General features: G+C 57.6%; 18 protein-coding genes and 1 pseudogene. 13 read left to right on the top strand and 6 right to left on the bottom strand.

The window, feature by feature from the left end; genetic code table 11:
• The first annotated feature begins 52 nt into the window (after positions 1 to 52).
• Positions 53 to 1,066, top strand: coding sequence for a helix-turn-helix domain-containing protein (locus FB472_RS00175; protein WP_141989147.1), 1,014 nt, complete (start codon positions 53 to 55; stop codon positions 1,064 to 1,066).
• Positions 1,066 to 2,157, top strand: a complete 1,092-nt coding sequence (locus tag FB472_RS00180; protein WP_141989148.1) for a hypothetical protein — start codon at positions 1,066 to 1,068, stop codon at positions 2,155 to 2,157. The genes FB472_RS00175 and FB472_RS00180 overlap by 1 nt, the downstream gene beginning before the upstream one ends.
• A gap of 1,354 nt (positions 2,158 to 3,511) precedes the next feature.
• Here the strand turns inward: FB472_RS00180 and FB472_RS00185 are convergent.
• The 6 genes and pseudogenes from FB472_RS00185 to FB472_RS00215 all read right to left on the bottom strand — a co-directional run bounded on the left by FB472_RS00185 (position 3,512) and on the right by FB472_RS00215 (position 10,100).
• A complete protein-coding gene (locus FB472_RS00185) occupies positions 3,512 to 3,940 on the bottom strand; it encodes a hypothetical protein (protein ID WP_141989149.1) in 429 nt (142 codons plus the stop codon).
• Between the two features lie 816 nt (positions 3,941 to 4,756).
• Positions 4,757 to 5,910, bottom strand: a pseudogene (locus tag FB472_RS00195) (IS3 family transposase).
• A 324-nt stretch (positions 5,911 to 6,234) separates the two neighbouring features.
• Complete coding sequence (locus tag FB472_RS00200) at positions 6,235 to 7,131, bottom strand: restriction endonuclease (RefSeq protein WP_141989150.1); 897 nt, start codon at positions 7,129 to 7,131, stop codon at positions 6,235 to 6,237.
• Positions 7,132 to 7,217: 86 nt separating this feature from the next.
• Positions 7,218 to 7,601 (bottom strand): hypothetical protein, encoded by a 384-nt coding sequence (locus FB472_RS00205; protein ID WP_141989151.1) that lies wholly within the window; start codon positions 7,599 to 7,601, stop codon positions 7,218 to 7,220.
• Positions 7,602 to 7,671: 70 nt separating this feature from the next.
• Positions 7,672 to 8,982: a tyrosine-type recombinase/integrase gene (locus FB472_RS00210; protein ID WP_170192002.1), complete on the bottom strand. Its 1,311-nt coding sequence runs from the start codon at positions 8,980 to 8,982 to the stop codon at positions 7,672 to 7,674.
• 254 nt (positions 8,983 to 9,236) lie between these two features.
• A complete protein-coding gene (locus tag FB472_RS00215; RefSeq protein ID WP_141989153.1) occupies positions 9,237 to 10,100 on the bottom strand; it encodes an IclR family transcriptional regulator in 864 nt (287 codons plus the stop codon).
• A 130-nt stretch (positions 10,101 to 10,230) separates the two neighbouring features.
• Here FB472_RS00215 and FB472_RS00220 point away from each other — a divergent pair, with 130 nt between their 5' ends.
• The 11 genes from FB472_RS00220 (at position 10,231) to FB472_RS00270 (ending at position 21,022) form a co-directional block, all read left to right on the top strand.
• Positions 10,231 to 10,896, top strand: a complete 666-nt coding sequence (locus tag FB472_RS00220; RefSeq protein WP_141989154.1) for an ABC transporter permease — start codon at positions 10,231 to 10,233, stop codon at positions 10,894 to 10,896.
• A complete protein-coding gene (locus FB472_RS00225; RefSeq protein WP_021809696.1) occupies positions 10,889 to 11,932 on the top strand; it encodes an ABC transporter ATP-binding protein in 1,044 nt (347 codons plus the stop codon). Before FB472_RS00220 ends, FB472_RS00225 begins: the two co-directional genes overlap by 8 nt.
• Positions 11,929 to 12,720 carry an ABC transporter permease gene (locus FB472_RS00230; protein ID WP_035897772.1) on the top strand — a complete coding sequence of 264 codons (792 nt, stop codon included), beginning with the start codon at positions 11,929 to 11,931 and terminating at the stop codon, positions 12,718 to 12,720. The genes FB472_RS00225 and FB472_RS00230 overlap by 4 nt, the downstream gene beginning before the upstream one ends.
• 66 nt (positions 12,721 to 12,786) lie before the next feature.
• Positions 12,787 to 13,719 carry a glycine betaine ABC transporter substrate-binding protein gene (locus FB472_RS00235; protein ID WP_021809694.1) on the top strand — a complete coding sequence of 311 codons (933 nt, stop codon included), beginning with the start codon at positions 12,787 to 12,789 and terminating at the stop codon, positions 13,717 to 13,719.
• Positions 13,719 to 14,228: a formaldehyde-activating enzyme gene (gene fae, locus FB472_RS00240; RefSeq protein ID WP_021809693.1), complete on the top strand. Its 510-nt coding sequence runs from the start codon at positions 13,719 to 13,721 to the stop codon at positions 14,226 to 14,228. The genes FB472_RS00235 and fae overlap by 1 nt, the downstream gene beginning before the upstream one ends.
• A 3-nt stretch (positions 14,229 to 14,231) precedes the next feature.
• On the top strand, positions 14,232 to 15,338 hold the full coding sequence (locus FB472_RS00245; RefSeq protein ID WP_021809692.1) for a mandelate racemase/muconate lactonizing enzyme family protein: 1,107 nt from the start codon (positions 14,232 to 14,234) through the stop codon (positions 15,336 to 15,338).
• 31 nt (positions 15,339 to 15,369) lie between these two features.
• Complete coding sequence (locus tag FB472_RS00250; RefSeq protein ID WP_141989156.1) at positions 15,370 to 16,878, top strand: aldehyde dehydrogenase; 1,509 nt, start codon at positions 15,370 to 15,372, stop codon at positions 16,876 to 16,878.
• On the top strand, positions 16,875 to 17,828 hold the full coding sequence (locus FB472_RS00255) for an NAD(P)-dependent oxidoreductase (protein ID WP_084528236.1): 954 nt from the start codon (positions 16,875 to 16,877) through the stop codon (positions 17,826 to 17,828). Before FB472_RS00250 ends, FB472_RS00255 begins: the two co-directional genes overlap by 4 nt.
• Positions 17,825 to 19,018 (top strand): iron-containing alcohol dehydrogenase family protein, encoded by a 1,194-nt coding sequence (locus tag FB472_RS00260; protein WP_021809689.1) that lies wholly within the window; start codon positions 17,825 to 17,827, stop codon positions 19,016 to 19,018. The genes FB472_RS00255 and FB472_RS00260 overlap by 4 nt, the downstream gene beginning before the upstream one ends.
• Entirely contained in the window at positions 19,015 to 20,502 is a 1,488-nt protein-coding gene (locus FB472_RS00265) for an NAD-dependent succinate-semialdehyde dehydrogenase (protein WP_141989157.1), read from the top strand. The genes FB472_RS00260 and FB472_RS00265 overlap by 4 nt, the downstream gene beginning before the upstream one ends.
• A gap of 196 nt (positions 20,503 to 20,698) precedes the next feature.
• Entirely contained in the window at positions 20,699 to 21,022 is a 324-nt protein-coding gene (locus FB472_RS00270; RefSeq protein ID WP_021809687.1) for a hypothetical protein, read from the top strand.
• The last annotated feature ends 242 nt before the right edge of the window (positions 21,023 to 21,264 follow it).

The raw sequence follows: 21,264 nt of genomic DNA on the forward strand, positions 1-21,264 counted from the left end.
TTTAGGAATATTTTATTAGATAAATGTCGGCACTTCGTGTAGGTTGTCAATCATGATCGATTCCACAGGCGCAACACTGGGTACCATCCGAGTCGCGCGCGGGCTCAGCCAAAAGGACTTGGCCGTTGCCGCTGGAATCACACAGGGTTTCCTCTCCAAGTTGGAGGCGGGTGCAGTCCCGCTTGATTCGGAGAAGGCTCGCGTTCTGGCCGAGGCACTCGGGGTTCGCCCAGGGATATTTGGCGTTAACATTTCCCATGATGCCCGCATTTTCCATCGAAAGTTGGCCTCGCTGCCAATAAAGGCGGACAAGCGGCTTCGCGCCGAATCCGCGCTGCTCCAAAGCCAGGTCTCATCGCTTTTGGGCGGAGACCTCCCCTCGCTCACGCTGGAAAGGGATCCCCTCCCAGACGATGACATGTATACCCCTAGCGACATCGCGCGCCGCTTACGCAGTAGGTGGAAGCTGGGTACCGGGCCAATCGATGACTTGGTTGCGGTCGCCGAGAGCCATGGGATCCTCGTAGTCATCCACGACATGCAGACCTTGCGTCTGGACGCCATCGCAACATGGCCAGCCGGTGGTGCGCCCGTGATATTCCTCGCCGACCACGCGCCCGCGGATCGCCAGCGCTTCACCATGGCCCATGAAATCGGCCACGCGGTTATGCATGAACTTCCGACGATCGAACAGGAGTCTGAGGCGGACCAGTTCGCCTCAGAGTTCCTCATGCCGGCGGCGACCATCAGATCCGAACTCTCTGACGTTTCACTCAAGAATCTCGCCGCCTTAAAACGGCGTTGGGGCGTCTCCATTGCGGCACTCGCACGACGAGCTCGCGATCTTAGCCTCATGAGCGACAACCAGTACAAGAATTTCAATATCTACATGTCTTCGAGTGGGATGAAGAAACGTGAGCCGGTGGAATTGCCCGTCCACGAACCGAGGCTCATCCATGACCTGCTCGACCAACGCCTCGCAGAAGGCAGAACGATCGACGAACTCGCTACCGCCGCGTGGATGACGGAAAACGAACTAAAAACCCGATTTCTGGAGCACCGCTAATGACAACCGCAAACCCGACACGTTCAACCCGGACCGCGCGAGACCTACTCGACAGCCGCCTACTCACCGTTGTTAGCGGACACGCTTTCCCCGCCGCTGCCGCGGGACTCGGCGACACAGGCATGATCATCACGGGGGCTGTCGGGCTCACCAAACTGAACCACCTCCGTCATGCCCACCCAAACGCACTCCTGATCGCCGAGCCTCGCACGCTAAGCACTTGCACCTCTACTGCGATTGAACCCTTCGTTCTATCAGAGCCGGGTGCACTTTTCGAGGACACCTTAGAAGACGTTCTCCAGCGGCAACGCGATGCAGGGGCAGACGTTGCCCTTCTCCCTACTGGATACATCCCTGTCGCGGAGAACGAGACCCTTCGAGAAGTTGTCCGACGCGCGAATCTGATCGAGCGTGACGACACCGCACTTGTTCTTTCTCTTGATGCGAGCTGGCTGCGTACAGAGCACATCAACTTCGTTATCGCAGTCCTGAAAACGTCATTACTGCCGGTTCTTATCGGATTCGCCCACAACCAATCTCCGCTCGGCACCCAGTGGGCGCTGCGCGGATACCGCCAATTGTTCACGGCCGTGCCCGGTCTGTTCGCTCACCGGACCGACATCGCCGGCTTCGACGCATACGCGCATGGCGCTTCAGGCGCCAGCATCGGCTCGATCCCCTCCCTTCGACGGTTTACACCGCCCGACCAAAAGTCTTGGTCCAGCAACCCCACTGACCGGACACCCCATGTCTTAGTCGGCTCCATGCTCCGATACGTTCGCGGCAGCGTTCTCCACACCTCGTACTACCAATCGACTCCAGCACCCAACTGCTCTTGTGTGATTTGTGATGGACGCCCGATCGACCGGTTCATTACCGACAGCGCCGAACAAAAGCGGGACGCAGCACTACATTCAGCGTCCGTCCTTACAGAACTTTGGGATCGGGTCGACCCAAGCAACCCACGAGCATGGTGGCGGAACGCCCGGGAAGAGACTATGGCCGCCAACGCCACTCTCGCCACGCAGATCGGCCGTCCAATAAAAGACGACTACCTGAGCTCCTGGGAAAAGTTCGATTCACTGCGATAAGAGCCACTCGCGGTAGACCTGCTCGGCGAACAACCATGAGGCCAGCGAGAACCGCTCCGGTTCGAACGGCGCCGGCGCCGCCAATATTGTTTCGTTTACCCCTTCACCCACGACTAAACCGACGCCGTAGAAGGAAGCCTCAAGTAAAGCGGCGGAAGATTCACGAGGCTCTGTTCTTAGCACTACGGTTCTCTCGGTGTATCCGGCGAACTTGCTGGCCCGCGAAAGCCCAGCTCCCCACGAGCCCGCGTTGATGCGAGCCCCGCAAACCGTCACCGGCGGAGCGATCGAGGGCACACACCGGTCCTGGTCTTCGGCAAAGCCCGAGAGCCACAATTGCCCTCTAGCAGGTGGTGAATCAAAATCGGTCTCTTCAAAAGCTGCAAGCAACTGCCCCACAGAAACGAATGCGCCAGCTCCTCGCGACTGTCGCGACGCGTGTTCTAGTACATCAACTGAGAACAAGAGACTAGCGCTGACTCCTCGCACCTTTGCAGTCATCGCCTGAATCACTTGTCGATCAGCAACCAACTCAGAGTTGACCCACACGAGGCCTCCATCCTGCCGTTAAGTAGACCTGATGCATCGAATCTCGCCTTCATGCCATTGCTTTGAAACAACTCCGCGGACAGCAGCGAGTAGGCGTATTCGAGTCCTGAACATGTTGCTCTCGCCATGCTTGTTTGTATGGCCATATACTACGCGGCAATCACTTTTGTGGTCACTAAAGAGTAGGCGAAAATCGCGAGCGGATCGAGAGGGGGATGAGCTACCGTCTGCAATCAGAGTCGTCCTCTTACAGGAGATAAGCAGGATCGCCCGGTAAATCGTGCAGGATCCACATCTCGCTCGCGGCACCTCGCTGCCGCCAGAACCCGGCCCCTCATGGTGAGCTTCAGTGCGTAGCCGCGACATGGTTGCGTCTCGCAACCTTGCCGGACACACACTCATCGACTTTTCCGGTCGGGAACCAAAGAAGACCTTGCAGCGTGAAGCATTCCCACGACACCCCGGCGCCCGCCCGCTCTGCCTAACTGACGAACGTTCGTATCGGGGCTTTACGGTCATGTAGTTACGTCGCGCCAGCAGATTCAACCGGGTCATCTCGCGATCGAATTGGCGACCAGCAGACAGGGGTCGTTCGATGCGACCGCATTCCATGGCGGCAATGTGGAGCAATAATTCGCAGAGGATTGAGAAGTAGCGGTCGCAGCGTCATTTAGCACCTGAGAGGCGCAGCCCGCCGGTGAACGACCTTGGATCGATGGCGCCTTTCAGCCAATCGAGAACGTCCGCTCGAAGGCAATTCGATTGCTGCTCAGCTCAGTCTGCAATAGAGGATAAGCAGGCTCGCTCAATCTTGCTTTACGCTACTTTGCGGAATAAAGAGCTCGCCGAATTTCTGTGCCGAGCTAGCGTCGGTCGCTAAGATCACCACAGCGCCATCTGTAAAGACGGCATCCCTCGCGCCGATCTCCAACTTTCCAGACCTGAGCCAATCTGCGGCTTCGTCCGCGGAGGGAAGTTGGTAGAAGAACACAAGCTCCCCGCCCTCGTATGGTGTGCACATCCCGGTGTGATCGACTGGAGGGTTCGGGGCGCTGACATCAAGTCTTCCATCGTCGTCACAGCCAATTTTTGCCCAAACTTCCTGGATAGTGGTCGCTCCTGCTGCTGCCGATGACGCCACCGTTCCAGTAACTTCGGGGTCCGGCGATACAGTCGTGCACCCTGCCAGCAGCATTACGGAGGAAACGGAGGTCAGAACTAGAAGGCGATTCATGTGGCGAGCCTAGCGCTAGTGAGTTCTTCTCGCGCACCCAATGCGAGTCGCGAGCTCGCCTCCGTTGCAGTCAGGATCGACAAGATCAAAGCTAGATTCGCTCCGCAAGAAATGCTCTCGAACTCCACGTAGGGGGAGCGTCCCGCCACGGGTGCTGCCACGAGTAGTTCGGGTTGCGAGCAACTCTGTCGAGTAGTGATGCATTTTGCATCCATTTCGGTAGCACCACAGGGCAATCGGTGGTGGGAGACAGAAGTAGATCCCAGCGATCTTCGTACCGAGCCCACCCGTCGACGTTCACGCGAGACCTGCTCGGCCCAGCATTACGTGTTCCCGGCTGAGCATCAGGCTCTGTCAACCAGTGCACATGAGCTAACCAGGCAGCGGCTGCAACATGATTCCGAGGAACAATAAAACTTCGCGGAATCTGAAACGGTGCAGCTGGCAGAACTACCATCACGAACCATTCCCGGGTGCTGAGTTCCGGCTGTTGCGACTTAGTGGAGAGAGGCCAATTCGTATTTCCCCCGACGTAGTTCGCAGTTTTCACCTGAACTTCGATCATTGGCCCTTGCTCTGAAGTGTGCACAGTCAAAATATCAGTTCGCTCTAGCCTGACCTGACCTGACCTATGGTTTTGTTTCCAGCTTGACCGGACCATAGGTCAGGTCCAGGCATCAACTAAACCGAAAGCGGGCCCATCGACTAACCGCGTCCGAATCCGAGATGAGCAACACAGAGGCCGCTCACACGGCCTAAAACCCCAAACAAAACCTGACGTGCCCCACGGCCTGGTTACCCGTTCGGGTCTGAAGGTCAGGCGGGGATGGATGTTTGATTGAAGCGTAGCTCGTGCTCGATAGGGGTTGAATATCCGAGCTGAGAATGGCGGCGTTGGCGGTTGTAGAAGATCTCGATGTAGTCGAATATCGCGTTCGCCAGGTCGAGACGGGTGCGCCATTTCTTCCGGTTCAGCAGTTCGATCTGCATCGATGACCAGAACGATTCCATCATGGAGTTGTCGTAGCAATCGCCGATGGTTCCAAATGAGGGCATCAGGCCTGAAGCTCGGATCTTGTTCGTGAACGCCCAGGCGGTGAATTGGACACCGTGATCAGCGTGCACGATTCCGCCGGCGACGGGTTGACGGTTCTTGATTGCCATGTCGAGGGCGTTGACGACGAGGTTCGAGTCTTGCGCGTTGTCGATCGACCAGCCGACGATCTTCCGGGAGAAGGTGTCCATCACGGCGCAGCAGTAGATTTTCCCTTCTCTTGTCGGATGATCCGTGATTTCGGTGACCCAGAGCTCGTTCGGTGAGAGCCGATGAAACTTGCGATGGACGAGATCATCAGCGGTCGCGACGCCGTGCAGCCGCTTCACCTTCGCCGACCCGGGAAGCCCGGCAATCTGGGCCTGGCTCATCAGCACGGCGACGAGCCGCTCACTGACCCGAACGCCCATGCCAAGGGTGAGTTCAGCATGAACTCGCCTCGAACCATAGGTTTGCCGGGACGCCGTGTGAACTTCGCGGATCAATCCCGTCAGCCACTGCCGCCTCATCTGCGTAGCTGACAGCGGCCGGTTCCGATATCGGTAGTAGCCGGGGCTGCTGACACCAAGAAGCCGGCAGCAAACTTTGGCCCGGTAGCCGGCTTCAATAAGAGCGTCGACTACCGGGTGAATCCTTTTGGGGCCGGACGATCCTCCCCAAGCAGCTTCGCTGCGACCTTCAGAATCTCGACCTCTGTTTCCAGCTGGCGGATCCGTTTCTTCGCCTTCGCCGACTCCATGCTCTCCGGCGTCGTTATTCCGGGCCGTTCCCCTCGATCGATCTGGTCTTGGCGAACCCAGGCGTGGATTGCCGCCGCGCTCACCCCCAACTCGACGGCAGCGGTAGTGATCGGCTTACCGGCACGAACGAGCGCGACAGCTCGTATACGAAATTCAGCGGGAAACGGTCTGGGCATGGAAGAAGCCTCTCAAAGAGAGCCCGATCCACACACCGTTCCGGGTAACTAAACCGTGGGGCACGTCAACCAGTCAACTGAACCAACAGCAGACCCTTGTCGTGCATAGGAATTGTGAGGTGGGCAGGTAGGCGGACTGCAAGGGGAACCTATGCCCGTCTAGACCTTCACTAGGATCTTCATCCGATGTCAGGAGTCGATGTCATTGCTAAGTACGGGCCAAACTTAGATACGCTCATCTGTAGACGGTTTGCAATAAGTCGACGCCTACGCAAAAAAGAACTACGAGCAGGGTCTCTCATGCCCCGCTCGATTTCTTATGCTTTAGAAACCAGTTTCGAGCAGCGTCTGCGCTTGAGAATTGAGTGCGAGAACTTCCGCAGTCTCAACGATGTAGCGAAAGACGGGCATTCGTGCGAGTTCTGAAAATTCTAAAGCGGCGGGAGTCAACGAACCGCTCGTGAACAACATTGGTGCCAATTCCATTACGACGCCAACGCCGAGAATTTCGCGAACTTCTTCGATGGGAACTGTTCCAGAATAGTTTTTGACGCTCACCGCGTATTTATCGGTGATTACATCGACGCCGCCATCTCCACTCGCTTGAGTAACTACCGCGTCTTCTTGGGAAAGCCACCGAAGCATCTCTGCCGCCCATACCTCTGCACCCCGAGGCGACACACCGTACGGCTGGGGAGCGGGCGCTGGATACCTGCCATCTAACGGTGGTGCAGGCATGAGTGCTCCGACAGTGTCAATTGCCCGGGCTTCCGCCGCATCCCAAATCGGCTGCAACTTCGCTGCAAGCTTTTCTGCTGCAGCCTCTTGCTGCCGCTCACGCTCGACGAGCCGCCGTTCTTGTTCCAGCTTCCTCGCGGAAATTCCCTTTGGCAGCGGCGTCGAGAAGATTGGTTTTCTTAGAAAATCCGTTCCTGCGATGAAGAGCCTACTCATGTAGAGATTGTGGAGACGCTCAACGAAAGCTTCGTCGTCATCGATGCCCGTAATGAGAGTGAGCGCGCCGACTAAGTTCTCGCCAATGGACTCGACTTCTTCAGGCATCCCGCCGTAAAGAGGGGAGTCGCCTATGAAGAGCCCTTCCACTACGAATGGCGCAAGAGCAGTGGCAGCCTTATTCACGACGAATTCGAGGTCGTCGAGCGTGATCGATGGATCGTCGGCAGCGATTCGAATCGCGAGATCACCAATTTGTCTATTCATCCACTCCCGCTCAATCGCAATAAACCTTGATACAAACTATAGGTGAGCGACTGTCGAAAAGTAGATCGTGCATGGTCGAAGCTAGCTCATGCCCGGATCGTCTTCGCCCAGGAGAACATCACCGTGGTCATCAATGTGGACACGCGTGCCGATGCTGTTGACTCGCATCCGCTCACTAAATTCGGAGCGCCAGGGGTGATCAGCCCGGTCGGACCAGCCAACGAATGTGCCATCGAATCCGTCTTCGTCCTCGTTGAAGATTCCGCGGCATTCACCGCACTGCTCGCTGCCGACAACAATGGATGCATTACAAAGTTCATCTGTTCCTCAACGTCCTCGGACGAGCCACAGACTCGGCAGGCGGGCGGGCCGATCGCGGCCGCGAGTTCAATGAGAGCTTCGTCGCGACCTTGTGCGGCAAACTGGCCGCCGGTGGGTTGTCCGGCGGGGGTTCGGGAATCTGTGGTCATGGTCGGTATGGGGTGCGGCGACGGGACCAAACGCATACGCGCTGATCCGGTTGGCCCCGTCGAATTTTTGCTACTTGGTTTTCGGGCTCTTCTTATCGTCTCCCTTGCCCTTATTGGTCTTTGGAGATTTCTTATCCTTCTTCTTGCCACCTGTCTCGTCGGCCTTTTCTCCACCGAAGTGTTCACTCATCTTCGCGGCGAGTTCGGCACTGCGGCCGGTGGTGTGCTGATAGCGCATTGCGACGTTGGCGGTGGTGTGGCCGAGGCGGTCTTGGAGTTCTTTAATTGTCGCTCCGGTTTGGGCGAATGCGGTGGCGCCGAAGTGCCTGAGTGCATGGAAGTGGAGGTCGCCGCGTCCGGCGGCTTCTCTGGCTGGATACCAGTAGTCGGTCCAGGTTGACGCGGCAAGATGAAGACCCCCTCCCGTCATCGCTTCGTAGACCAGAGATTCTGGGTCTTCACCGACTCGGTCGCGGAGATGGTCGAGGACGATGTCGTTGACGTGGGGTGGGAGCGGCACGATACGGATACCGGCTTTGGACTTTGGCGGTCGGAGAATGAATCCCTCACCGGCAACATGGGTGACACCGCGGGAGACATCTACATAGATGGTTGTCCGAGGTCGTTTGGCTGTTCCTTCATCGACGATGAGGATGTCCTTGCGGCGCAGCTCGGTGATCTCACCGAACCGCAGAGCAGCCCACGCACCGAGGACGACCATCGCCTTGAATCTGGGGTCGATGACTTCCAAAATCGTTTTGAGTTCTGTGGCTGTGGGTGGCTTCACCTCAACTCCGGTGACGGCGTTGCCGGCTCCTCTTACTTTGCAGGGGGAGACCTGGATAATCCCGTCGTGGACTGCCTGGTCCATGATCGAACGCAGCACCGTGTAGACGCGGGCTGATTGCGTGACTTTGCCGGTAGCGCGCTGCGCCTTATTCCATTCCCGGACGTCGGTTGGGGTGATCATTGCGATGCGCTGCTCGGACAGCGGAGGGAGCAGTCTCCTGACCATGCTCAGGTAGTCTTTCCGGGTTCGTGGCGCAAGTTCGCCACCATCTGTCTTCACCCGCGCCATAACCCACTTTTCAGCATACGGACCCAAGACTTCTGCTCGCCCTGCTTTGGCTGCACCGTCAGCAGAGGCGGATGCGTAGTTCCAGTCACCGCTGTCGAGCAGGACTCTGACGCGGGCAAGCCAGGCGCGAGCTTCCGACTTGGTTGGGTAGCTTTTGGGTCCCCGGTATCGTTTACCATCAGGGCCCATGTAGGAGGCGACGTAGCGCTTGCTTGATGATTCTCGAACAGTTCCGAAGGATTCACGCTTCTTGCGCTTCTTCGCAGGTGGCGTATTTTCGGCGGGTGGAGCTGATCCAGCCATCATGGCCTCTCAAGGGTGGGCCGTTGAGTTAAGCACTAAAAAAGCGTTATCTCATCGGGAACTATGTCCACTAGAAATCCCCAGTGTCGCTACGGTTTTTCATAAACCCCGTAAACAAGCCCAAGTTTGACATATTTCCCACGAGATTGCTGACCACCCAGTATCGGATAATCTGGTTCGATCCCAGTATCGCTCACTCGAAAAAGTCCGGCAGTAGCCGGGCTTTTTCGTTTAACCGAGAGTCACACCTCGAGTCAGGCAGGGGTTCTCTTGTCGGAGCATGCGAGTGTGGCAGAGAAGTCCTTCGCTACCCGGGCGACGAAGATACCTGCTTCATCAAGGTGCCCACCGAGGCGAGCTTTTGGTGCGCTGATATTGAGCGCCGCAACGAGATTCCCCCGAAAGTCATAGACGGGGGCCGACACCCCTACGACACCAATTTCGAATTCCTCATCTACCGTTGCATAACCCTGTGAGCGGATAAGTTCGATCTCGCGGACGAGACTCGTGGCATTCGTGACTTTGAGGTTGGATGCTGGCACGCTGTCACCACGTGTTGCGCTGCCAATCTGAGGAATGGGAGACGTGACGAGTGCACGATTTGTATTCGTTTCGAACACCCGACTGAGTTCTGTATTGCCCCAGGTGCTGACTAGTACGCGACCAGCGGATGTTCGCCAGATTGAGGTACTAACACCCTCCCAACCGAGTCCACGGAACGCGTACTCGCTCAACTCGCTCGACAGGGTGAGGACACTTCCGCCGCGCAGAACGCAGAGGTGAGTGGTCTCGTGCGTTGCTGAAACTATTCTGCGGAGAAATGGCACCGCGATGTGGGCGAGCTGCGCTTCCGCGGTGCGGGCGGCCATTGCATAAAGCTGATGACCTAGTCGGTAGGCGAGAGTGTACGGATCGCGTGAGACAAGTCCCGCGTCGGCGAGCGTTGCGAGGGTCCGCGAGACTTGCCCCTTATCCCTGTTTGAGATCTCGGCGAGGCGCACCACTCCGAGCCCCTGAGCTGAGACTGCTTCTTGAGTGCTGAGTGCCTCAAGCAACTCAAGGTCGCGCCGGAGCCCGGAGGAATTGCGCCTCTTCACTGGCAGAGCCAACTCATTCATTGCACGAGCATAGCGTTTGGTTGACATGTGAACAACCGAAGTTGCGCTAATTATCAACAACCCCTTACTGTCAGTCCAACGGTATTAGCCGTCAATAGCGCGTTCTCGACGATGAGAGGAGCACCTGCCCATGACACCGTTCGACCTTGACGGACTCTTCATCTTCTGGGGTCGACGATGGGACGATATTCTCGAACTCGTACTTGAGCACATTTCTGTTGTTGCGATCTCATTGATCATCGCGACGCTGGTCGGCGTTCTGATCGGTTTTCTTGTATGGAATCGGCCAGTGCCGCGATCAATTGCCATCGCGTCCGCCGGTGTTGCGCTGACAATTCCGTCACTCGCCCTGCTCGCACTGATCACCCCCATTTTTGGCCTTGGCTGGACCCCGACAGTCTTGTCGTTAGTGTTTTACTCGCTGCTGCCGATAGTCAGGAATACCGTCGTCGGCCTTCGCGATGTGGCACCCGAGATCATGGAATCCGCTCGCGGCGTAGGAATGAGCAACCTGCGAATTCTGATCTCGATTCAGCTGCCGATCGCCTGGCCGATCATCCTGACCGGCGTCCGCGTCGCCGCACAGCTCACCATCGGTATCGCGGCAATCGCCGCGTACGTTGCCGGCCCCGGACTTGGACAATACATCTTTCAGGGTCTCTCGTCGCTGGGATCTAAGAATGCTCTCAACCTTGCTTTGACGGGGACGTTGGGTGTGATTCTTTTGGCGCTCATCGTCGATGCGCTTTTTGTTCTCATTACCCGCTATACAACCTCGAGGGGTCTCCGTGCCTGAATCAACTTCCACCGGTGTCACCGCGATTCCCGACAAGACCACCGGCGTTTCTATCGCCCTTGATAACGTGGTGAAGACGTACCCGGGACAGGTCACTCCCGCCGTCGACCAGTTTTCTATGAATGTCTCTCCTGGCGAGCTCATCATGTTTGTTGGACCAAGCGGTTGCGGTAAGACAACAACGATGAAGATGATCAACCGGATCATTGAACCAACCTCGGGATCAATTGCGATTGACGGACGCGATGTACTCTCTCTGGATCCGAACGAACTTCGACGCCACATCGGCTATGTGATTCAACAGGTTGGCCTTTTTCCTCACATGACGATCGCCGAGAACATTGGCGTTGTCCCGAAGCTGCTCGGTTGGTCTAAAAAGAAGATTTCTGACCGGGTGGATGAACTACTCGAGACGGTGCAGTTAGACGCTCGCGAGTTTTCCGGCCGGTACCCCAAGCAGCTTTCGGGCGGTCAACAACAACGCGTAGGCGTAGCCCGCGCATTGGCCGCTGACCCCCCAGTGATGCTGATGGATGAGCCATTTGGAGCAACCGATCCCATCACGCGCGAAAAACTTCAGGCAGAATTTTTGCACCTACAAGCGACCATCGGCAAGACGATTATCTTCGTTACCCATGATTTTGATGAAGCCGTTCTGCTGGGAGACCGTATTGCGGTGTTGAGCGAACGCAGTCAGATCGAACAGTTCGATACTCCAGCGAAGATTCTCGCGGCGCCCGCGAACGACTACGTATCTTCCTTCATTGGTAGTGGTGCTGCCCTCAAGCGCTTGGTATTGATCCCCGCGACCGAGGCGAAGTTGGGGGCAGCATCCTCAGCCAGCGGCACTCCAACCATCGATGCCGCACGTAATCTTCGGGACGCACTCGACCTGCTCATCGTTACTGGGGCTCCGCTCGTCAACGTCGTCTTAGGCGATGGACGTGCAGTCGGTTCGCTAACCGTCGCGAGTATTTCTGCAACGCTCGGGGTCGAGGTTCTGGGCGCTAGTGCATCCTCTGCGAGTGCACTATGACCGTCACCACGGAGACCCAATTCTTAGCAACAGTGTCTGCTACGGACGCGAGCGCATTTCACCAGCGTTTTTGGACGTGGAAGCGTTTTGTGACTCCGCTGGTTGTCGTGGTTATCCTTGCCGGTCTACTCGCGTGGGTCTCAGTACTGCAGCTCGACTCGATTGAAGAGCGCACCCTGAACTGGCCGTACATCGTGTTGCGGGTCAGAGAACACCTCCTTTTGGCAGTTTCCGCATCAGGACTCGTGGCAGTGCTGGCAATTCCCCTGGGAACGGTGCTAGCCAAGACCAAGTCCAAAATCCTCAAGGGCGTCGTGCTCACGCTGGCCAATATCGGCCAAGCGACCCCCGCCGTCGGCGTCGTGATCCTTCTCGCGATTGTTTGGCAAACTGGCTTTACGACCGCGCTGACGGCGCTCGTGATCTACGCCTTCCTTCCGGTTCTGCGAAACACGATGATCGGCATTCAACAGGTCGACGTCAGCGTCAGAGAATCAGCGCGCGGAATGGGTATGACACCGCGTCAAGTACTCTTCCGCATCGAACTTCCGCTCGCCGTTCCGGTCATTCTTGCGGGGCTGCGCACCGCTCTCGTCTTCGCCGTCGGAGTTGCCACAATTGCGACCTTTATTAATGCCGGTGGACTCGGTGACATGATCGTCAACGGCCTCAAACTGCAGCGCTATCCGGTGCTCGTGGTCGGCGCGGTGCTCGTCGCCTGCATCGCCCTACTTATCGACTGGGTTGCGAGCTTGGCCGAAGATTTCCTCACGCCCCGCGGTGTTTAACACCACCACAGCAACCTGGCTTTGTTACCCAACTACAGCAATCAACCAACACCATCAGGAGAAACTATGAACAAGAGAATTCTGCCAATCGTCGCCATTGCTGCGGCCGGAATGCTCGCCCTCACGGCGTGCTCCTCCGCTGAGACCACGTCAGGCAGCCAAGGAACTGAACTGGACGGACTTACCGGAGATGTCGGCGCAAAAGACTTTTCGGAGCAATTTATCCTCGCCCACATCACCAGCCAACTGCTGAACGCTTACGGTGCCAACACCGAAGCAAACACGAAGCTGGTCGGGTCAGCCAATGTCCGTCAAGCTCTCGAGAATGATGAGTTCATCGGCTACTGGGAGTACACCGGAACCTCGTGGATCACGTACAACGGAAATACCTCGCCGGTGCAGGGCACCGAAGCGCAGTTCGAAGCGACGAAAGAAGCTGACGCTGCCAACGGAATCGCCTGGTTGAATCCTGCGCCGCTCAACAACACGTATGCCTTCGCAATTCGAGCAGAAAAGGCAGCCGAGCTTGGAGTGAAGACTCTGAGTGATATTGCAGCGCTGCCGAAATCAGAGCAAACGTTTTGTATCGAGAGCGAGTTTTCGACCCGCGATGATGGCTGGCCCGGACTCAAAGCAGCCTATGGTCTCGACATTCCCGACTCGAGCGTTGCTCTTCTCGACACCGGTGTGATCTACACCGCAACGCAAAAGGGTGACGACTGCAACTTCGGTGAAGTGTTTCAGACTGATGGACGCATTCCCGCCCTCGACCTCGTGGTGATGGAAGATGATGCACAATTCTTCCCCGCATACCAGGGGGCCTTCACTCTGAGCCAAGCAACCCTTGACGAGTACCCCGAGATCGCCGACGTCATCGACCTTATTTCGCCCCTGCTCACTACCGAACAAATGCAGAAGCTGAACGCTCTTGTCGATGTTGACGGCGAAGACCCCGAAGATGTAGCGACCGACTGGCTCACTGAACAGGGCCTTATCTAATGTCGCAGGCCGTTCAAATCGGCGAGAGTTTCATTGGCGACGGTGTCAATGCAGCTCACGTCAACACAGTGTTCGGCCACCGCGATGGACCAACGGGTGTGGCGTGGGCGACAGCTCTCGCCACACCCAGCGCAGGACACGTGCCGTTCATGGCCGTTTTGCGGCCATCGTTGCCGGTCAAACCACTGACGTTATTCGTTACAAAGGCTGCCCCGGCATCCGATGCACACGGACTCAATATTTGGGGCCCGGCGCAAGCAGGAATCGCTGCCGGTGTTGCGGATGCGCTTGCCGACGGAGTGATAACGCCAGGGCAAGCAGACACCCACGTGGTTATTGCTGCAGTCTGGGTAAATCCCGCCGCCGACGATGCTGACATCGTGTACCGCAACAACCGTGAGTCGGTTCGGACTGCTCTCTTGAACGGACGGGATTCGCTCCCGTCGACAGATGCAGTGCTCTCCGCCCGACATTCACCTACCAACCCTTTTTATACTCCGAAAGTCTGACCGATGAAGATCACGTCAATCTCCCTCACTCGGCTACGACTGCCGCTTGATCCGCCCTTCAATGCGGCCTGGGACCCTAACCCGCGCATTGAGTTCACCGCAACACTCGTCGCGGTAAAAACGGATGAGGGCATCACCGGGTACGGCTCGGGTGACACCATGGACGGATTTGCAGCCTACGAGCACCTGTTCATCGGCACAGATCCGATGCAGATTCTCAATCAAGTTCGTCGTATCGAGACGATCAACTTTCACGGCGGACGCTACTGGCCGCTTGAAGCAGCGTTGTGGGACATCATTGGGCAGGTCTCAGGGCTGCCCGTCAGCGTTCTGTTTGGCGGCGCACGTGACCGGCTGCCGGCGTATGCCTCTAGTGGAGAGCTGAAGCCGCCTGCGGCTCGCGCTGAATCAGCCGTTGCCGCGAAAGAGCGCGGTTTCAAGGCGATGAAAATCCGCATTGCACGTGACAGAATCGCGGAGGGTGTGAGCTCGGTTCGTGCCGCGCGTGAGGCGGTCGGGGATGATTTTGATCTGATGGTTGACCTTAACCAGATGTGGCGGATGTCGGGAGATATCACTGCGGCACTGCCGTTGGCTAAGGTGCAGAATCTTGCTGCCGAACTGCATGACCTGGGTGTCTTGTGGCTTGAGGAGCCGCTGCCACAGGTTGATGTTGCCGGTGCTCAGCGCGTGCGGCAATCAACGGGACTCCAGATTTCGGGGGGCGAGATGGTTCGTAGTGCGCCTGAGATGATGGCATTGATTGAAGCCGATGCTTTCGATATTTACCAACCCGATGTTGCTCTCGCTGTAGGAATGTATCGGGCCCGTCAGGTCGCGGAGTCGGCAAACCTGCGACATCGCCTATTCACACCCCACACTTGGAGTAACGGGCTTGGCCTTCTGGCGAACCTTCATGTTGCTGCCGGGGTCGATGCTGGACCGTACCTAGAGTTTCCCTACGACCCTCCCGGATGGACGCCAGAACGGCGCGATTTCTTTATGAATCCGCTCCATATCGATAGCCATGGTGACCTGATCGTGCCTCAACGCCCCGGCCTTGGGGTCGAGGTCGACTGGGATGCTGTGTCTCGTTTCACAGTCGATTAGTTGCTTCACCACGAGAATGGATACACGCTTTATGAATAATTGGATCGATGCAGCAGCCGCGCTGAAGCCACGGACACAACTCTTCATCGATGGATCGTTCCGTTCGGCTCTCGATGGCTCGAGCTTCGAGAGCATAGCGCCGCGGAACGGAGCCGTGATCCTTTCGGTCAGCGCCGCCGGTGAAGAGGACGTCGATGCAGCGGTTGTGGCGGCATCGCGTGCCTTCGATGCTGGCTCATGGTCGCGTGCCGATCGAAGCCATCGGGCACGCGTACTGCTGAGGCTGTCGGAGCTGATGCTGGAGAATCTTGATGAACTTGCACTCTTAGAGTCACTGGATTCCGGTCATCCTATTTCGGATGCCCGCAGTGCGGATGTGCCAACGGCTGCTCGCGTTTTTCGCTGGTATGCCGAGTCAATCGACAAGGTCTACGACGAGGTAGCTCCGACCCCGCAGAATGCGTTGGCATTGGTCACGCGCGAGCCCCTCGGAGTAATCGGCGCAGTTGTGCCGTGGAATTATCCACTCATTATCACGGCGTGGAAAGTTGCTCCCGCACTGGCTACAGGCAACTCGGTCGTGCTTAAACCCGCTGAATTGACAAGTCTGTCGGCGCTTAAGCTGGCAGAGCTGGCCTCGGAGGCAGGAATTCCCGACGGAGTATTCAATGTGGTTCCCGGTCTCGGCGCTGTGGCCGGCAGAGCTCTGGGAATGCATCCGCTCGTGGACAAGGTGACGTTCACCGGATCACCCGCGGTTGGTCGCGCATTTCTGCGCTATGCAGGAGACTCCAACGGCAAACAGGTCGCGCTTGAACTCGGTGGAAAGTCACCCCAGATCGTACTTTCGGATGCCGAAAATCTCGAGGCTGCTGCATCTGCCATTGCCTGGGGAATCTTCTACAACGCAGGGCAAACCTGTCACGGAGGTAGCCGATTGATCGTTGATGAGAAAGTGCACGATGAGTTGGTGGAGCGCGTGTTGGCAGTGGGCGCAAGCCTGACCTTGGGCGATCCCTTAGACGAGTCGACGCAAATCGGTGCCATTGCGAGTGAGGTGCAACTCGATCGCGTGCTCGGCTATGTCGACGTGGCTCGTAGCGAAGGCGCGACGGTGCACGGTGGCGAACGTCAGCATCCTGTCGGCGTTGTCGATGGCTTCTATGTTGAGCCGACGGTATTCGATGGAGTTGATAATGCTGGCCGTGTCGGGCAGGAAGAAATTTTTGGCCCCGCGCTGTCAGTCACTACGGTTAGCGGTGCTTTCGAGGCCGTGCGCGTGGCAAATGAGTCTGCGTATGGCCTCGCCGCGAGCGTATGGACTGCTGACATCACTGTCGCGCATCGTGCAGCCCAGCGGCTGCGGGCGGGAACCGTGTGGATCAACACTTATGACGCTGCAGACGTGATTACACCCTTCGGCGGTTTCAAGAATTCCGGATCAGGTCGCGACCGCTCTTTGCACGCGCTCGATTCCTACACCGCACTAAAAACCACCTGGATCAACCTCGGCGACGACTCGCTCGAGACACAATCATGAGAGAAAGCAGCAACACCATGCACTCGACTTTGCCCACGGTCGGATTCATTGGGCTCGGAAACATGGGATCGGGTATGACCCGAAACCTGCAAGCCGCCGGCTACCCGCTAGTCGTCAACGACATCCGTCAAGAAGCCGCAACTGAGCTGCTTGCCCACGGTGCGATTTGGGCGAACACGCCCGCAGAGGTGGCGGCATCAAGCGACCTCGTGATCACGATGCTTCCCACGCCACGCCATGTGGATGTGGTCGTCAATGGCCCAGACGGTCTATTAGTGGGGATGGCCGATGGCGGTACTTGGATTGATATGTCGACCTCGGTGCCAGAAGTCGCAGAGGGTGTTCGCGCTCGACACGCAGCCCGCAATCTTCATATTTTGGATGCTCCAGTGAGTGGAATGTCCGTGGGGGCTTTCAGCGGGATGCTCCAAATATTCATTGGGGGAGAGGCCGAGGATGTAGTTCGGCTTCGTCCTGTGTTTGAGGCGATGGGGGACCCAGAGCGGATTCTGCATGTCGGTCCCGCTGGGACTGGATACGCTGTAAAATTGATGATCAATCAATTATGGTTCTCTCACCTCGTCGCGACAGCGGAAGTGCTTGCTGTGGGTGTGAGAGCTGGTGTGAATCTCGAAGTGCTTCGCGCATCGATCGTCGCGAGTCCTGCGAACAGCAACTTCGTGCAAAACGATGTACTCGCGATCCTCGACTATGGGGACTACGACGAGGGATTCGCGATTGCCTTGGCGTGCAAAGACCTCGGCCTGTCGATGGATTTGGCTCGTTCTGTCGGAGTACCGACGGAGCTTTCAGCCGTCGTCGAACAGGTATTCCGTCGTGCGAAAGCCCAATACGGTGACCTCGCAGGGGAAATGTCCCCCGTGAAGCTCTATGAGGACCTCATCGGCACACCTCTTCGCCGTGAGCCACAGCTGGAGGTGGTGGTGTGAGCGGCGCGATGCTGGCGCCGCTGCCCACACCAATGGCAGAACTGTCTCTCACGCTCGATCCGAAGCCAATCAGCCATTTTGGGCGTGGCCGAGTCTCCGAGGTCGGAGCAGTTGCGGCATCGCTGGGATCGAAGTCTGCGCTTATCGTCACTGACCCGTTTTTGGCGACATCGTATATCGTCGCCGCTGTTCGAGCGTCGCTTGAGGCCGCCGGGATCGTCGTGGCCGTCTACGGCGATGTGACCCCAAATCCCACGACGATCAACCTGAACGATGGCAGCGATCTCGCCGTGTCGGTTCACGCGGATGCGATTGTCGCGGTGGGTGGTGGCTCGTCATTAGACGCTGCCAAGGGTATTGCAATCGGAGCAGTGAATCCGGAACGGGGAATGCACCTCGATTGTTCAACGCTGTTCGCTAACGAAGCACTCCCGATCGTCGCCGTACCGACAACTTCAGGTACGGGCGCCGAGGTAAACGCGTTCGGTGTTATTACTGATGTCGTTGGCCATCGAAAATTTTATGTTGGGCACGAATCTGCGCTGGCGAAGGCGGCGATTCTGGATCCAGAACTCACCGTCGGGCTGCCAGCCTTCGCAACCGCGGCGACCGGGTTCGATGCGCTGACCCACGCACTGGAGTCGTACCTGTCCATTCGAGCGAATCCATATTCTGACGGGATCGCCCTGCAAACTATTTCGACGGTCGCGACCTATCTTCCCCGTGCCGTGGCTGACGGAACGGATATTGAGGCGCGCAGCGAGTTGTTGTTTGCTAGTCACGTTGTCGGTGTCGGCTTCTCGCACACGGGGTTGGGGTTGGTGCACGGTGTTGCGCATCCTCTCGGTGGTCAGTTCAATATTCCTCATGGTTTCGCCCTCGCACTTGTGATGCGCGCAGTGCTTCGCTTCAACCGGCAGCACCGAGAAGACCGGCTTGCACGAGTGGGGTTTGCGCTGGGCGTCGCCGATACGAACGCGAGCGAAGCGGTCAACGCAGATGCCGCCGTCGAGCGAATCTGCAGCCTCGCTGTCGAGGTGGGGCTTGGCGGCTCTCTCAGCCAGTTCGGGGTGACCGAGAGCGCGCTGGAATCCCTTGCCCGGGACACCCTTGCCGATGCCGTGACGGCAAACAATCCTGTATTTCCCACTTTCGAAGATGTTCTGTCTGTACTCAAGGAGTCTCTATGAAAATCTCGGTTGAGCGAGAACGCGAGCTGCTCGCAGTCGTACCGACTGACCTGCTCATTAATGGCGAGTGGCGCTCGGCGAGCGACGGTGGATCCCTCGATGTTAACGATCCGTCGACCGGCGAGGTACTGCTGTCGATTGCGAGCGCGACGCCTGAAGACGGGCAAGACGCTCTTGCGGCCGCGGATGCCGCGCAGCGGGGGTGGTCAAGAACGGCTCCACGAGAACGCGCCGAGATTCTTCGCCGCGGCTTTGAGGCAGTGACCGCACGCGCGGCGGACTTTGCCTTGTTGATGACGTTGGAGATGGGAAAGCCGCTTGCGGAGGCACGCGGCGAAGTTGCCTACGGGGCTGAATTCTTGCGGTGGTTCTCCGAGGAGACTGCGCGAATTTCTGGTCGATACGCTCAGTCACCCGACGGCAGTAGCCGGTTGATCGTCATGAAGCGTCCGGTCGGGCCTTGCTTGTTCATCACCCCATGGAACTTTCCGCTTGCGATGGCGACCCGCAAAATCGCTCCGGCAATCGCGGCGGGTTGCACGATGGTGCTAAAGCCTGCAACCCTGACTCCGCTAACGGCGTTGCTCTTCGCCCAGGTAATGCAAGAAGCTGGTCTTCCGGCTGGGGTTCTCAACGTGATCCCGACGCGCAAAGCTGCTGCAGTCACGGGGCCGCTCATAAAGGATTCGCGACTCCGTAAGCTTTCCTTCACCGGATCTACTGAAGTTGGGCGTCGACTCATCGCCGATGCTGCTGACCAAGTTCTTCGGGTCTCGATGGAACTCGGTGGCAACGCTCCGTTCCTGATATTCGAGGATGCAGACATAGACCGTGCTGTTGAGGGTGCACTCGTCGCGAAGCTGCGCAATGGAGGAGAGGCATGCACCGCCGCGAACCGTTTTTTGGTTCACGAATCGGTAGCGGAGCAGTTCTCGGAGAAGTTTGCTCAGCGTGTGGGCACGATGACAGTCGCTCGGGGCACGGAACCGGAGTCGAAGGTCGGACCGCTGGTCGACGAACACACTCGCAGTAAGGTTCATGAGCTCGTCGAGTCTGCGTTGGCTGAGGGCGCGACTGCGGTAGTGGGCGGGCACGCAATTGATGGGCCTGGCTACTACTATGCACCGACGGTGCTGACGAACGTTCCTGCGAATGCGCGCATCCTGTCTGAGGAAATCTTTGGACCGGTTGCGCCGATCACAACTTTCGTCGATGAAGCCGAAGCGATTCGCTTGGCCAATGCGACCGAATATGGCTTGGTTGCCTACGCGTTCACCCGTGACCTCAACCGCGGCCTGCGACTCGCCGAAGAATTGGAAGTAGGGATGTTCGGACTCAATACAGGAATGGTCTCTAACCCGGCAGCGCCGTTCGGTGGAGTCAAACAGTCGGGACTCGGACGAGAAGGTGGCTTTGAGGGAATCGATGAATATCTCGAAACACGCTACGTCGGAATCGCTGATCCCTTCACCGACGTCGTCTAGTGAGTGGTTTGCGCGGTCGAATAGTCGGCTCGGCTACCTCGTAGCGATTGTTGACCTAGCGACTTTGCTGACCCCTTTGATTGGGGTGCGACCGATGGCCCACGTTTCCCGCGTGGCATAGCCACAAGTGCTCTCGATGGACAACGATGTCTAGACGAAGCATTTGACAGAGCCGTCCTAGCAGAGCGAAGCGTTTGTGCAACTCTTGCTCGACGAGGGGCTGGCAACGGCTGAGCAGATCGTCGAGGCTCGCGCAGTTAAGGCCCGCTCTGGTATGCACATTGATCAAACTCTGGCCAGTCGGGGCTACCTAGATGATGCGACTCTCGTCGATGTAATTTCGCGCGCCTGGGACATCAAACGTGCGGTGATGTGCGAGATCGATGGTGAATTCGCGAGGCAGTGCAGTGGCCAGCTTTATATTGCAGAGAACTGGATGCCGCTGCGGGAGCTTGCCGGTGGTCGAGCTCTCGTAGCCACGGCGCGTGTGCCGGATGACGAGCGCAGCCAACGGATTTGAGAGGCCCTTGGCCGCGACGTGGTCTTTGTCGCCGCAACGTCCGCGCAAATTTGGCATGCGATTCTCGATGTCTTCGGTCGTCGCGCTCATTTTGTGGCCAATCACGAGGATTATCACGATAATCGCGATCACAAGTCTCGTCTTTCTTGCGGGCACTGCATTCAAATTTTCATCTCTTCGCGCGGTGCGCGCGTTGATCTCGTCGAGCGTGTGTCACAGAGTGAAGTGGAAGCCCTCAGTGA

The sequence above is a fragment of the Rhodoglobus vestalii genome (genome assembly GCF_006788895.1).
Classification (GTDB): Bacteria; Actinomycetota; Actinomycetes; order Actinomycetales; family Microbacteriaceae; genus Rhodoglobus; species Rhodoglobus vestalii.

Excerpts from the sequence above, each read along its gene's own strand:
- FB472_RS00175 (WP_141989147.1), top strand. The coding sequence starts at position 53 with ATGATCGATTCCACAGGCGCAACACTGGGTACCATCCGAGTCGCGCGC.
- FB472_RS00180 (WP_141989148.1), top strand. The coding sequence starts at position 1,066 with ATGACAACCGCAAACCCGACACGTTCAACCCGGACCGCGCGAGACCTA.
- FB472_RS00185 (WP_141989149.1), bottom strand. The coding sequence starts at position 3,940 with ATGAATCGCCTTCTAGTTCTGACCTCCGTTTCCTCCGTAATGCTGCTG.
- FB472_RS00200 (WP_141989150.1), bottom strand. The coding sequence starts at position 7,131 with ATGAATAGACAAATTGGTGATCTCGCGATTCGAATCGCTGCCGACGAT.
- FB472_RS00205 (WP_141989151.1), bottom strand. The coding sequence starts at position 7,601 with ATGACCACAGATTCCCGAACCCCCGCCGGACAACCCACCGGCGGCCAG.
- FB472_RS00210 (WP_170192002.1), bottom strand. The coding sequence starts at position 8,982 with ATGGCTGGATCAGCTCCACCCGCCGAAAATACGCCACCTGCGAAGAAG.
- FB472_RS00215 (WP_141989153.1), bottom strand. The coding sequence starts at position 10,100 with ATGAATGAGTTGGCTCTGCCAGTGAAGAGGCGCAATTCCTCCGGGCTC.
- FB472_RS00220 (WP_141989154.1), top strand. The coding sequence starts at position 10,231 with ATGACACCGTTCGACCTTGACGGACTCTTCATCTTCTGGGGTCGACGA.
- FB472_RS00230 (WP_035897772.1), top strand. The coding sequence starts at position 11,929 with ATGACCGTCACCACGGAGACCCAATTCTTAGCAACAGTGTCTGCTACG.
- FB472_RS00235 (WP_021809694.1), top strand. The coding sequence starts at position 12,787 with ATGAACAAGAGAATTCTGCCAATCGTCGCCATTGCTGCGGCCGGAATG.
- fae (WP_021809693.1), top strand. The coding sequence starts at position 13,719 with ATGTCGCAGGCCGTTCAAATCGGCGAGAGTTTCATTGGCGACGGTGTC.
- FB472_RS00245 (WP_021809692.1), top strand. The coding sequence starts at position 14,232 with ATGAAGATCACGTCAATCTCCCTCACTCGGCTACGACTGCCGCTTGAT.
- FB472_RS00250 (WP_141989156.1), top strand. The coding sequence starts at position 15,370 with ATGAATAATTGGATCGATGCAGCAGCCGCGCTGAAGCCACGGACACAA.
- FB472_RS00255 (WP_084528236.1), top strand. The coding sequence starts at position 16,875 with ATGAGAGAAAGCAGCAACACCATGCACTCGACTTTGCCCACGGTCGGA.
- FB472_RS00265 (WP_141989157.1), top strand. The coding sequence starts at position 19,015 with ATGAAAATCTCGGTTGAGCGAGAACGCGAGCTGCTCGCAGTCGTACCG.